The 12,836-nt window shown below is 73.4% G+C and carries 10 protein-coding genes; 9 read left to right on the top strand and 1 reads right to left on the bottom strand.

Annotated elements, in window-relative coordinates; all coding sequences use genetic code 11:
• The 3 genes from K6I34_RS18575 to K6I34_RS18585 form a co-directional block, all read left to right on the top strand.
• Nucleotides 1–1,634: dynamin family protein (locus K6I34_RS18575; protein ID WP_229327403.1), on the top strand; the 1,634-nt coding region annotated here is incomplete at its 5' end.
• Complete coding sequence (locus tag K6I34_RS18580; RefSeq protein ID WP_229327404.1) at nt 1,634–2,611, top strand: hypothetical protein; 978 nt, start codon at nt 1,634–1,636, stop codon at nt 2,609–2,611. The genes K6I34_RS18575 and K6I34_RS18580, both read left to right, overlap by 1 nt.
• A 3-nt stretch (nt 2,612–2,614) precedes the next feature.
• A complete protein-coding gene (locus K6I34_RS18585) occupies nt 2,615–3,106 on the top strand; it encodes a hypothetical protein (RefSeq protein WP_229327405.1) in 492 nt (163 codons plus the stop codon).
• On the opposite strand, the gene K6I34_RS38325 is transcribed toward K6I34_RS18585, so the two are convergent.
• Nucleotides 3,039–3,842, bottom strand: a complete 804-nt coding sequence (locus K6I34_RS38325; RefSeq protein ID WP_308294025.1) for a Crp/Fnr family transcriptional regulator — start codon at nt 3,840–3,842, stop codon at nt 3,039–3,041. The genes K6I34_RS18585 and K6I34_RS38325 overlap by 68 nt on opposite strands.
• A 293-nt stretch (nt 3,843–4,135) precedes the next feature.
• On the opposite strand from K6I34_RS38325, the gene K6I34_RS18600 reads away from it, so the two are divergent.
• From K6I34_RS18600 to K6I34_RS18625, 6 genes are all read left to right on the top strand, one after another.
• Nucleotides 4,136–5,083 (top strand): cyclase family protein, encoded by a 948-nt coding sequence (locus K6I34_RS18600; RefSeq protein WP_229327406.1) that lies wholly within the window; start codon nt 4,136–4,138, stop codon nt 5,081–5,083.
• A gap of 142 nt (nt 5,084–5,225) precedes the next feature.
• Nucleotides 5,226–8,108 (top strand): SpoIIE family protein phosphatase, encoded by a 2,883-nt coding sequence (locus K6I34_RS18605; RefSeq protein WP_229327407.1) that lies wholly within the window; start codon nt 5,226–5,228, stop codon nt 8,106–8,108.
• 193 nt (nt 8,109–8,301) lie between these two features.
• Complete coding sequence (locus K6I34_RS18610) at nt 8,302–9,816, top strand: sugar ABC transporter ATP-binding protein (protein WP_229327408.1); 1,515 nt, start codon at nt 8,302–8,304, stop codon at nt 9,814–9,816.
• On the top strand, nt 9,813–10,817 hold the full coding sequence (locus tag K6I34_RS18615; protein WP_229327409.1) for an ABC transporter permease: 1,005 nt from the start codon (nt 9,813–9,815) through the stop codon (nt 10,815–10,817). Before K6I34_RS18610 ends, K6I34_RS18615 begins: the two co-directional genes overlap by 4 nt.
• The gene (locus tag K6I34_RS18620; protein WP_229327410.1) at nt 10,814–11,959 is read left to right on the top strand and encodes a substrate-binding domain-containing protein; all 1,146 of its coding nucleotides are present in this window, start codon (nt 10,814–10,816) and stop codon (nt 11,957–11,959) included. Before K6I34_RS18615 ends, K6I34_RS18620 begins: the two co-directional genes overlap by 4 nt.
• Before the next feature lie 125 nt (nt 11,960–12,084).
• Nucleotides 12,085–12,836: hypothetical protein (locus K6I34_RS18625; RefSeq protein ID WP_229327411.1), on the top strand; the 752-nt coding region annotated here is incomplete at its 3' end.

The raw sequence follows: 12,836 nt of genomic DNA on the forward strand, positions 1-12,836 counted from the left end.
CCGCTCCCGAGTCCGTCGCCCCAGACCGGCTCATCGACCTCATCACCGTCAACAACACGGCCCATGGCGAGCGCAACCCGTATGTCAAGGCCGAGGTGGTCTGGCCGCTGGAGCTGTGCCGTCACAATGTCGTCCTGGTCGATTCCCCCGGGCTCAACGACCATGAGAGCCGGGACGAGATCACCCTCGGCTACCTCCCCAAGGCCGACGCAGTGATCTTCCTCCAGCACGCCATCGCCGCCATGAGCATCGACGAGTCCAAGTTCCTGACGTCCCATCTGGACGCCCACGACCCGTTCTTCGTCTTCACCTACTTCGACGCCGTCGACGATCACGAGCGCGACGACGTGGTGACGGCCGCCCGGCGGCGCATCGTCGACCTGCGCGGCGAGGGGCGTGACGAGGGCCGCTTCTTCTTCGTGGACGGCAAGACGGCACTGCGGGCCAGGGTCACGGGGGACGACGACGCCTTCCAAGCCTCGGGCGTGGCCGCCCTGGAGTCCGCGCTCGAACGCTACCTGGCCACCGAGCGGCACAAGGCCAAGATTCTCGCCCCTGCCCGTGCGCTGCGCGGTCTCGCGCGCGAACTGGACCGGAACGTCCCGCACGAACTCGCCATGCTCGACTCGCGGACCGGGGAGCTGGAGCGCCGTTGGGAGGCCGCCCAGCAGCCGCTGCGCGCACTCCAGAACCAGGCCCGGCAGATCACGATGGACATCGGCAACCAGACCCGGCTGCTCCAGGAGCGGGTGGAGAACCTGCTCGGCGGCTTTCTCGCGGCGGTCGCGGACGAGGCCCCGGTGGTCGCCGCCGACATCACCCTCACCACCCAGATCGGCGCGAACCCCCTCAAGCTCAAGGAACGCGTCGAGCAGGTCGCCGGAGAGATCGCCGCCGGCACCGCGAAGAGCATCGAGGAGAAGGTGGCCCAGTGGGTGTCCGGTTCGCTGGAACCGGTCATCACCCAGGACCTGGAGAAGTTCGCCGAGCGCATGAACGCCGAACTGGGCTCCTTCGAGGCCCGACTGGACCGGCTGCGGGTCGACCTCACCGGCGTGACCAGCGCCGCCGCGGCACCCGGCGAGCGCCAGCAGGAACCCCCGCTGACCCGGTTCCTGGCGGGTGTGGGCGGCTTCTTCCTCGGCGGGGTGGCGGTCGGCATGGTCGGCGCCCAGTTCGGCGCCAAGGAGGCGTTGCGCAGCCTGCTGCCGACCCTGGTCATCGGCATGGCCTGGATGTTCACTCCGTTCGGGCTGCCCACACTGGCCGCCGCTCTGGTCGTCCAGGGCATCTGGCAGAGCCGTTCGGCGAGCGGCCGGCTGGAGGCCAAGATGCGGGAGGCCGTCGGCCGGGAGATGACCACGCAGATCCGGCTGGCGGCCCCCAAACAGGCCCGTGAGGCCGCCACGTCCTTCTCGGCCGGCACGATGCAGCCGCTCGCGGAGGCGATCGCCGAGGGGCTGTCCTCCCGCATCGAGGAACTGACCCGCAGCGTGGAGTCCGCACGGGAGACCCGGGAACAGGGCGAGGAGACAGTCGAACAGCGCCGCTCCGAGCTCGAGCACCTGGACGACCTGCTGCGCCGCAGCAGCGAGGACCTTGACGACCTGGTGGACGAACTGGTGAGGATGTGATGGCCCGTTACCGCAGGCGGCTGTGTCTGGCCGTGGACCTCCGCCACTACAGCCGTCATCACACCTACCCCGAGCAGGGCGATGCCCAGTACCGGCTCCGGCTCGTGGTCGAGTACGCCCTGCGCCGGGCCCGGGTGCCGCGGGTCCGTACCCAGCAGCAGTTGCAGGGCGACGGCCAGCTGATCGTCTTCCCGGTCCGGACCGATGCGGTACGCACGGTCCCGGCGCTGGTCCTCGGGCTGCGCGACGGCCTTTACCAGGCGAACCGCGCGCCCGGTGCGTTCGGCCGGCTGCGGATGCGGGCCGCCCTCGGCCAGGGGGCGGTCTCCAGGGCCGACCGGGGGTATCTGGGCGACTGCGTGGTGCTGGTCAACCGGCTGGTCGACGCCGACCAGGTGCGTGACGCGCTGGAGGCCGACGACGGCAGCGACCTGGCACTGGCTGTGCCGGACGACGTCTACCGGGACGTGATCCTCCCCCAGGCGCGCGGGCTGTCCGCCGCCGAGTTCCACCGGATCGACGTGGTCGTCCGGAAGAAGGACTTCGCCTCGAGCGCCTGGCTGCATGTGCCCAAATCAGCCCCGGCCAGGGACCTCGGGGCGAATCCGGTGATCTGGGGCCACTCGCCGGGGCGCACGGCGATGCGGGAGTTCGTCGTCCCGGCGCTGGGCGCGGCGCATGTCGCCGCCACCGTGGTCTCGCACGGCGGGGCGCTGTGTGAATGGGTGCTGACCGGAGGCCACGGCGAAGGGATGCGAGCCACGGCCGGGGTGAGCGACGGCGACTTCGACGGCCCGGACGACACGGCGGTGACCGGCCTCCATCACGCGGATGCCCGTCACGGGGACGGGCCTCACGAGGACGACCACCACTCCGGCCCGCACCACCCGGATGCGCGCCACCCCGACCTGCTCCACCCGCGCCACGACAGCCACCACCTCCACCACTTCCACCACTTCCACCACGGCGGGAACTGAGCAATGGCCGAGCACGACCGGGCAGCGCAGGACATGGCGGCGGCGGTCGCCGCGATGACCTCATTCCAGCAGGTCACGCAGCAGGCCGACGCCAAGGCCGGCACGATGGTCACGGTGCATGTCGGCCTCGCGGCCGTCGTCTCCGCCCAGGTCGGGCAGGTCGGCGCCCCGCCGCCCACCCAGCCGCTGGCCGTGCTCTTCTGGCTCGCCACACTCGCCTACGTGCTCACGTTCACCGTGTCGGGATATCTGCTGGTACAGGTGATCCGTCCACGCACGGCCCGGTACGCCGCGCCCAACCGGTTCTCGCTGGACTCCGCCGACCATTCCGGCGCGAACGGCGAGCAGTTGGCGGCCCAGATGTGGGCGACGGCGGACGCCCTCGCCCGGATCGCCGACCGCAAGAACGGCTATGCGGCCCGCGCCGTCATCTGGGTCTCCGTGATGGTCCTGTCGGCGGTGGCATGGCTGGTCCTGGCAGGGAGGGCAGCATGAGGGGAGGGGTGCCCCAGACGGTGCCGGCGATCCGGCTGAGCTCGGGGAAGTCCCGTACCAGGATGCGCCGGTAGCCGGTCTCGATGATCTCCTGCTCGCGGAACGCGCGTAACACCCGGTGCACACTCGGTTCGGAGGCCCCGACCAGCTCCGCCAGTTCGGGCTGGGTCAGCGACACCCCGATCGCGATGCCGGTGTCCCCGGCCTGGCCGTACACCCGGGCGAGTTCCCCCAGGACCCGGGCCACCCGGGTCGGCACGGCACAGCTTCCGAACTCCTGACGCCGCCGCGTCGCCCAGCGCAGCTTTCCCGCCACAGCGCGCATCACGGCTTGGGCCGCCTCTTCGTGGAACGCCAGGAACGCGAGGAAGTCCTGGCTGCTGATCCGTTTGGCGGCACCCGTACCGGCCGCCACGACCGTGGCGACACGAGGCTGTGCGTCGAAACAGGCCAGCTCGCCGACGATGTCGCCGCCGGCCCGGACCGCCAGCAGTGCATCGCGGTCGTCCTCCGTCCTGGCCAGCACCTTGAACCAGCCGCTGAGCAGCAGGAACACATGCGAGCCCAGTTCCCCCTCGCGCAGCAGCCGCTCTCCCCCGGTGAAGCGCGCCGGCTGCCCGAGAGCGATCATCCGGTGGCGTGTCGTCGCCGACAGCCCGCCCAGCAGGCTGGCCGCCGGCCAGTGACCCCTTCCCGGGCGTAAGGCGGGACCGGTGCGCGTGGTGAATGGCGTCACGAATGGGCCCCCTCGAATTGCCGTTCATTTTCAGCCAGAGCGACCCTGGGACACGTTAGTACGTCGAGTGGTGCCCTGCCCATGACTTGGCCTTGTCCCTACGGATTCGAGGAGGCCGGTCCCTCGGCGACCGGGCAGGCCACGGCTCCGGTTCCGCGCTGGTACCGGGCCTCGGCAGGCCGCAGCGGCGTCGTGCCCCGTCGGCCCACCGGAAAGAAGGTCCGAACAGGCACGGCATCCGGCCCCGGGGCCACACTGGTCTCGACCACCCCGTCTCCCGGCAGGTGCAGTGGATGAGCAGCCAGCCCGGTGTCCCCCAAGGGCCCGCGGTCTCCCGCGAGGAGTTCGACGCGCTCTTCGCGGCGGTACGGGCGTGGGGCCGGTGGGCGGACGCGGACGCGGGCCGGGGCGCCTGGAACAGGGTGACCGCCGAGGGCGTCCGCCGGGCCGCCTCGCTGGTCAGGGACGGCACGGTGGTGCCGATGGCCCGACCCTGGGACACCGTCCCCGGGCCCGACAACGCCAGGCCCGCGCTGCGCTACATGTCCGACCTCGGCGATGTCGAGGCCCCCGAGCCCGCCACGCACAAGGACTTCATCGGCGTCGACTACCACGGGAAGTCCGTCAGCCACCTGGACGCGCTCGCCCACATCGCCTACCGGGGGCGGCTCCACGGCGGCGGCGCGGCCCGGGAGCTCGTCGGCGCCGGGGGCGCCCGCTTCGGTGACGTGGCGGCGCTCGGGCCCCTGGTGACCCGGGGCGTCCTCCTCGACCTGCCCGCCGTCGAGGGGACGGCGTGGCTGGAGCCCGGGCGGGCCGTGGGCGCCGCGGACCTCGCCGCCGCCGAGGCCGCGCTCGGCGTGCGGATCGGCGAGGGCGACGCGGTGCTGCTGCGCGTCGGCCGGTTCCGCCGCCGCCGCGAGGTGGGCCCGTGGGATCCCGGCGCGGCCTGCGCGGGCCTGCATGTGACGGCCGTGCCGCCGCTGGCCGCGCGCGGGATCGCGCTGCTCGGCAGCGACGGCGACAACGACGTACGCCCGTCGCCCGTCGAGGGCGTGCACTCCCCCGTCCATGTCCTCGCGATCAACGCGATGGGCATGCCTCTGCTCGACAACCTCGACCTGGAGGCGCTCGCCACCGCCTGCGCCGGGGCGGGACGCCACGCGTTCCTGCTCGTCGTGGCACCGCTGAACATCCCCGGCGGTACGGGCTCGCCGGTCACCCCGCTCGCGATCCTGTGACGGTCCCGGACCACCGAGATGGATCACGCACCGTGCCGGGTGACCACCTGTCCGCGACCGGAACCCCAACCAAAACCCCAATTCGGACAAAGTTCTAAAATGGAACATCGGCGTACGGGTGCGGGTGAGGGAAGTGATCCGGATGGGGCTCGGGACAGGTGACGTCGGTCCCGCACTCGCCCGCGAGCGTTTCCTGCACGGGGAGGCCCTGGGCGGCCGGGACGCGGAGCACGTACGGAGCCCGATCCTCGGTTCCTGGGAGCGCAGCCGGCAGCTGGGGCTGTCGCCGGACGGCTGCGAGCTCCCCTTCACCCAGGACCTCGACCTGGACGGCCGCCTCGCGCACGCGGCCGGTCCCGTGCTCGACCGGCTGCGGTCCCGGTTCGCGGGCATGAAGATGAACGTCTCCCTCGCCGACGGGCGCGGCGCGGTGCTCCAGCGCCGCTTCGGCGACCCCGCGATGGTCCGGCACCTGGAGCCGGTCCAGAGCGTCCCGGGTTTCGTCTTCGACGAACGGTACGGCGGGACGAACGGCATCGGGCTGGCCCTCGTGGAGCGGCAGCTGGTCACCGTCTACGGCGCCGAGCACTTCGCGGAACGCTCGCAGAACAACGCGTGCTCGGCGGTCCCCGTCCGGGATCCGCTCAGCGGGCGCATCGAGGGCGTCCTGTGCCTGGGCTATCCGCGCGCCGACGCGGGCACGGCGCTGGACGTCGCGGTCAGCAGGGCGGCGGAGGCCATCGAACGGCGGCTGCTGGAGGAGAGTTCGGCGCGGGAGCGCTCCCTGCTCCAGGCGTATCTCGACGTCCGGCGCGGCCTGCCGGGCGGCGACGGCCGGGAGCCCGACGATCTGGCCACCAGTGGCCTGGACCGGCGCGACCGGATGATCCTGGAGGAGAAGGCCACCGAGCTGATCTCCTCGGGCCGCCGGGCCGCCGTCGAGGTGCCCCTGCCCGGCGGACTGCGCGTCACCCTGCTGAGCAGGCCGGTGACGAGCCTGTCGGGGGTGGAGGGCCTCGTGGTCGAGGCGTTCCTCCCGGCGCGGCAGCAGCGTCTCGCCGTCACCACGGTCGAGCTCCCTCGCACCGCCCCGCCGGACTTCGCTCCCCGCCCCGGCACCGTCCCGCCGGCTGTGCGTCCGCCCGGTGCCGCCGTACCCGGCCTGGCCGCCGCGGCGGCCCACGGGCCCGACGCCGCCGACCATGCCCCTGGTCCCGGTGGTACGACGCGGGGCCTGGTGCTGGTCGGCGAGCCCGGTGTGGGCAGGTTCGCCGTCGCGGCCCGGCGCCGCCTGGAGCTGCTGTCCGAGGCGAGTACGCGCATCGGCACCACCCTGGACGTGGCCACCACCGCCCGGGAGCTCGCCGAGATGGCGGTGCCGCGGCTGGCCGACTACGTCACCATCGACCTGCCCGAGGCGGTGCTGCGGGGCGACGAACCGGCCGACCCCACCAAGGACCTCCACCGCACCGTGGTGCACGGCATCCGCGACGACTGCCCGTTCTACCCGGTGGGGCAGCGGGTCCGCCTCCGCCCGACGACGCCTCAGCTCCGCTGCCTGACCAGCGGACGGACGGTCCTGGAGCCCGATCTGCGCACCTCCGAGAGCTGGACCTCCCAGGACCGCGTCAACGCCAAGCGCATCCTGGCCCACAACGTCCACTCCCTCATCACCGTGCCGCTCCTGGCCCGCGGCATCGCCCTGGGCATCGCGAGCTTCTACCGCGCGCGGGACCCCGCCCCGTTCGGCGACGACGACCGCTCGCTCGCGCAGGAGCTCGCCACGCGCGCCGCCATCTGCATCGACAACGCGCGCCGCTACACCCGCGAACACGCCATGGTCCTGGCCCTGCAGCACAGCCTGCTGCCGCACGGCTTCCCCGAGCAGAACGCCGTCGAGGTGGCCCACCGCTACATGCCCGCCGAGTCCGGCGTCGGCGGCGACTGGTTCGACGTCATCCCGCTCTCCAGCGCCCGCGTCGCCCTCGTGGTCGGGGACGTCGTCGGCCACGGGCTGCACGCGGCCGCGACCATGGGACGGCTGCGCACCGCCGCGCGCAACTTCGCCGAGCTCGACCTGCCTCCGGACGAGGTCCTCACCCACCTCGACAACCTCGTCGGCCGCCTCGACCGCGAGGAGTGCGGCGACAACCCCTTCGCGGGCATCACCGGCATCATCGGCGCCACCTGCCTCTACGCCATCTACGACCCGACCTCGCAGCAGTGCACGATGGCCCGGGCCGGGCACTGCCCGCCCGCGCTGGTCCGCCCCGACGGCACCGTCGTCTTCCCCGACCTGCCCGCGGGCCCGCCGCTGGGCCTGGGCGGGCTCCCCTTCGAGACCGCCGAGTTCGAGCTCCCCGAGGGCAGTCAGCTCGTCCTCTACACCGACGGCCTGATCGAGGACCGCGACCGCGACTTCGACGAGGCCCTGGAGCGGCTGCGCCGGACCCTGGCCCGTCCCGGCCGCCCGCCCGAGGAGACCTGCCAGGCCGTCGTCGACACCGTGGTGCCCGACCACCCCACCGACGACATCGCCCTGCTCGTCGCCCGTACCCACACGCTGGACCGGCACCGGATCGCCACCTGGGAGCTGCCCGCCGACCCGGCGCTCGTGACCTCCGTCCGCGCCGCCGTCACCCACCAGCTGTCCGAATGGGGGCTGGACGAGGCCGGCTTCGCCGTCGAGCTGCTGCTCAGCGAACTGGTCACCAACGCCATCCGGTACGGCTCGGGACCCATCCGCGTACGGCTGCTCTACGACCGCGCCCTGACCTGCGAGGTCGCCGACGGCAGCAGCACCGCCCCGCACCTGCGGCACGCCGCCACCACCGACGAGGGCGGGCGCGGCCTGTTCCTCGTCGCGCAGCTCTCCCAGTCCTGGGGCGCCCGCTACACCGCCGACGGCAAGGTCATCTGGGCCGAGTGCCCGCTGGAGATGCCCGCGGGCCGGGACGGGTCCGCCGCCGATCCCGCTGCCGGGATCGCCGCCGGGATCGACTTCGACGACATACCGGCGATCTGATGGACCGTCAGGGGCGCGGGGAACTGCGCGAGGAGCCCACGACGGCCCGCAGACGCCGGATGGGCGCGGGTGGCCGAGCTCGCAGGCGGCTTGGGGGCGCGGGGCCGTGACGTGGTGCGGCTCCTCCGCGCAGGCGCGACCAGCCACGACGCACCCGCAGATGACACACCGGAATTCCAGCGGAGCGCTTAGCATGTCTGATATGCGGTATGTCGTCCGCATACGCGGCCTCAGTAAGCGGTTCGGTGGCACGCTCGCGCTGGACAGGGTCGACCTCGACATCCGCTCCGGCAGTGTGCTGGCCCTGCTCGGCGCCAACGGCGCCGGGAAGTCCACCCTCATCAAGGTGCTCGCGGGCGTCCACCGCGCGGACGAGGGCGAGGTGACCGTCGCCGGGCACCCGCTCGGCAGCGAAGCGGCCTCCCGCGCCATGTCGTTCATCCACCAGGACCTGGGGCTGGTGGACTGGATGACGGTCGCCGAGAACATCGCCCTGGGCACCGGTTACCCGCGCCACGCGGGCCTGGTGTCCTGGCGGCGCACCCGGCGGCAGTGCGCCGCCGCCCTGGGCACGGTCGCCGCGCACCTCGACCCGGACACCCCCGTCGCCGCCCTCACCCGGGCGGAGCGCTCCCTGGTGGCCATCGCCCGCGCCCTGTGCACCAGGGCCGAGCTGATCGTGCTGGACGAGCCGACCGCCAGCCTCCCGGCCGCGGACTGCGCCCGGCTCTTCGACGTCCTGCGCACCCTGCGCGACGACGGCCGCGCGATCGTCTTCGTCACCCACCGGCTCGACGAAGTGCCCCGGGTCGCCGACGCCTTCGCCGTCCTGCGCGACGGACGCGTCGTCAGCCACGGTCCGCTCGCGGGATACGCGACCGCCCGGCTCGTGCGCGACATCGTCGGCGTCGAGGCGGAGAGCGTACGACCCGGCGGCACCGCTCCCGCCACCGGACCGGCCGTCCTGAGCCTCACGGACGTGGGGACGGAGGAGACGGAACCGGTCGGCCTGCGCGTGCGCGCGGGCGAGGCCGTCGGCCTGGTGGGCCTGACCGGCGCCGGTCATGTGCCGCTCGGCCGCGCCCTCGCGGGCCACGGTCCGCTCCTCGGTGGCCGGGCCCTGCTGGACGGTCGCCCGTACCGGCCCCGCACGGTCGCGGCCGCCGTCCGCGCGGGCGTCGCCCTCGTCACCGGCGACCGGCAGGACGAGGGCTGCGCCGGGCTGACCGTACGGGAGAACCTCCTGGCCAACCCCGGCGCGAGCCGCCCCGCACGCGGCCCGCGCTCCATCGGCACCGCCCGCGAGCGTGCCGAGGCCGCGGCCCTGATCGACCGGTTCCGGGTGCGCCCGCCGGACGGCGAGGCCCCCCTCGCCACCCTCTCCGGCGGGAACCAGCAGAAGGTCGTGCTCGGCCGGTGGCTGGGGCCGGGGCGGCAACGGCGCCTGCTGATCCTGGAGGAGCCGACCGCGGGAGTGGACGTCGGCGCCAAGGCGGAGGTCCACCGCCTGCTCCGGGAGGCCCTGGCCGGGGGCCTCGCCGTCCTGTTCGTCTCCGCCGACTTCGAGGAGGCCGCGGCCGTGTGCGGGCGCGCCCTGGTGTTCGTCCGCGGGAGCGTGACGGAGGAGCTGGGCGGCGAGGCCCTCACCGCCGCCGCCCTCACCCGTGCCGCCTCGGCGATGAGGCCGCTCACCGGGGCCGACGGGTGACGCCGCGCTCCCCTACGGCGCGCCGCTTCGGGCATCTCGTCGGCGCCTACGGCCTGCTCGTCCTCGCCGTCCTGCTGTTCCTGGCCTTCTCCCTCGTGCTGCCGGGCACCTTCCCCACCCTGGACAACGTCTCCGCCGTCCTGTCCAACCAGTCGATCCCCGCCCTCCTCGCGCTCGGCGCGACGATCCCCATCGCGACCGGCCGGTTCGACCTGTCCATCGGCTACGGGATCGGGCTCGCGCACGTCATGACGATGCAGCTCGTCGTCACCGAACGGTGGCCCTGGCAGGCCGCCTGCCTCGTCGTGCTGCTCGGCGGGGCGGCCGTCGGGGCCCTCAACGGAGCCGTCGTCGAGTGCGCGCGGATCGACTCCTTCATCGCCACGCTCGGCACGGGCAGCGTGATGTACGCCGTGACCGGCTGGGTCACCGAGGGCGCCCGGATCGTGCCCGGCCCGCACGGCCTGCCGCCCGCGTTCACCGACCTCTACGACTCGCGCTTCCTCGGCCTGCCCGTCTCCGCCTGCTACGTCCTCGCGCTCACCGCCGTGCTGTGGGTGCTCCTCGAACGGCTGCCGCTGGGGCGGTACCTGTACGTCATCGGCTCCAACCCCCGAGCCGCCGAGCTGGTCGGCATCCCGACGCGGCGCTACGTCGTGCTGGCCTTCGCCGGTTCGGGCCTGGTCGTGGGCGCCGCCGGGGTCCTGCTGGCCGCGCAGCAGGAGATCGGCAACCCGAGCGTGGGCATGGACTACCTGCTGCCCGCCTTCGTCGGCGCCCTGCTCGGCTCCACCGCGATCCGGCCCGGCCGGGCCAACGCGGCGGGCACCCTGGTCGCCGTCACCGTACTGGCCGTCGGGCTCGCGGGCATCGGCCAGCTGGGCGCCCAGTTCTGGGTCACGCCGCTCTTCAACGGCGCCACCCTGCTCGTCGCCGTCGGCCTGGCGGGGTACACGGCCCGCCGCCGGACTCGGCGACGCCGTACCGGGGCCACCGCGTGAGAACCGCGCTGACGGCCGCGACGGTACTGGCCGCCGTCCTGCTGGCGGGCCTCACGGGATGCGAGCGCGGCTCGTCCGTCGGCACCGGACCCCCGCCGCCGGGCCGTCCGACAGGGAACGGCTGCCCGGGCGTCCTGGCCTCGGCCGAGGAGGACGTACGCCGGGCCGAACGCACCGACACCGAGTGGGACGGCCCGGCCGACGGCCCCCGGGCTGCGCCCCGCAAGACCCTCGTCTACGTCGCGCAGACCATGACCAACCCCGGCGTCGCGGGCATCGCCAAGGGCGTGCGGGAGGCCGCGGGCGTCATCGGCTGGGACGTCCGGGTGATCGACGGCCAGGGCACCCCGGCGGGCCTGCAGGGTGCCTTCGGCCAGGCCGTCGCGCTGCACCCGTCGGGCATCGTCGTCGGCGGCTTCGACCCGCTGCTGACGTCCCAGCAGATCGCGCATGCCAGGGCGGACCACATCCCGGTCGTCGGCTGGCACGCCGTGGCCTCCCCCGGGCCGAGCAGAAGTCCCGCGCTCTTCACCAACATCACCACCAGGGTCGAGGACGTCGCCCGGATCAGCGCGGACTGGGTCGTGGCGCAGTCCGGCGGCAGCGCGGGCGTCGTCCTCTTCACCGACGCATCGATCCCGTTCGCCCGGCACAAGTCCGACCTGATCGCGAAGGGGCTCGCCGCCTGCTCCGGCGTACGGCTCCTGACGGAGGAGAACATCCCGCTCCCCGACACGAGCCGCCGCACCCCCGAGGCCGTCGGCGCGCTCCTCGCCCGCTTCCGTACCGCGTGGACCCACTCCGTCGCCATCAACGACGTCTACTTCGCCGACGCGGCCCCCGCCCTGCGCGCCGCCCGCCACAAGGGCGCCGGGGCCCCCTACAACATCGGCGCGGGCGACGGCGACCCCTCCGCCTTCCAGCGCATCGACAGCAGACAGTTCCAGGCCGCCACCGTCCCCGAACCCCTCCAGCAGCAAGGCTGGCAGATCGTCGACGAGTTCAACCGCGCCTTCGCGGGTGAGCCGGCGTCCGGGTACGTCGCTCCCGTGCACCTCACCACCGCCGTCAACAGCGGCTGGGCGACGACGTGGGACCCGCCGGGGTACCGGGCGGCGTACCGCCGTATCTGGGGCAGATGAGGCGGGCGAAGCAGGCAGCGGCACTTTCTCCCTTTTCTCCCTTCCGGCTCAGGCGGACCGCCCGTGCCGCGCGTCCTCACCCGCGTACGGCGAACGAAACGAAGCGACGAGAGGACAGCCGTCCGATGGACCTGACGATCGACATCAGTGTGGAGGACGGCCGCGATCCCGACGTGGACGCCCGCCTGACCGAGGAACTGTTCGCCGGCCTGCCGGTGCCCGCACCCGATATGACGGAGACCGACGCCCGGGAACACCCCGCGTGGTTCGTCGTCGCCCGGCGGCCGGACGGCGGCGGCCTGCTCGGCTGGGCGGAGGCGTACGAGCGGCGGGACGGCACGTCGGAGGCCGACGTCCAGTGGTTGGTCGTCTCGCGTGAACGGGAACGCGTCGTCCAGAGCCACAACGTCACCCGTGCCGCCACCCCGGAGGAGCGGGCCGTGGCGATCCGGCTCGTACGCGGCGCGGCCGACCACGCGCGAGCCGCCGGGCACACCGCGCTGTACTGGGACGACCCGGAGAACCACCTCGACGCCCGGGCCACCGCCGAACTCGGTGCCGCGGAGTGCGAGGAGATCGGCCGCCGCTGGACGGTGCGGCCACTGGCCGCGTGGACCGTTCCGGCCGGACTGCTGCCGGCGACGATCCGCACGGTGCCGTCCGAGTCGCCCGAGCCCCCCGACAGCGGTGCGCTGACGGCGTACGCCGACTTCTTCACGGACGTCACCGGGCAGCCCCACACCCCCGAGGCAATGCCGTTGCTTTTGTGGTTACTGCCACCTGTGGTTGAGCGTGATGATGACCGGCGAACGGCGGTGGCTGGGTGGCTCACCGGGGGCTTTGCTGCTGTACGGAGTGATGCACGACCGCACTTTGC

The organism is Streptomyces sp. UNOC14_S4, from assembly GCF_020740835.1.
GTDB lineage: Bacteria > Actinomycetota > Actinomycetes > Streptomycetales > Streptomycetaceae > Streptomyces.

Bases quoted from the DNA above. Each gene is read 5' to 3' on its own strand.
- K6I34_RS18580 (WP_229327404.1), top strand. From the start codon at position 1,634: ATGGCCCGTTACCGCAGGCGGCTGTGTCTGGCCGTGGACCTCCGCCAC.
- K6I34_RS18585 (WP_229327405.1), top strand. From the start codon at position 2,615: ATGGCCGAGCACGACCGGGCAGCGCAGGACATGGCGGCGGCGGTCGCC.
- K6I34_RS18600 (WP_229327406.1), top strand. From the start codon at position 4,136: ATGAGCAGCCAGCCCGGTGTCCCCCAAGGGCCCGCGGTCTCCCGCGAG.
- K6I34_RS18605 (WP_229327407.1), top strand. From the start codon at position 5,226: ATGGGGCTCGGGACAGGTGACGTCGGTCCCGCACTCGCCCGCGAGCGT.
- K6I34_RS18610 (WP_229327408.1), top strand. From the start codon at position 8,302: ATGTCTGATATGCGGTATGTCGTCCGCATACGCGGCCTCAGTAAGCGG.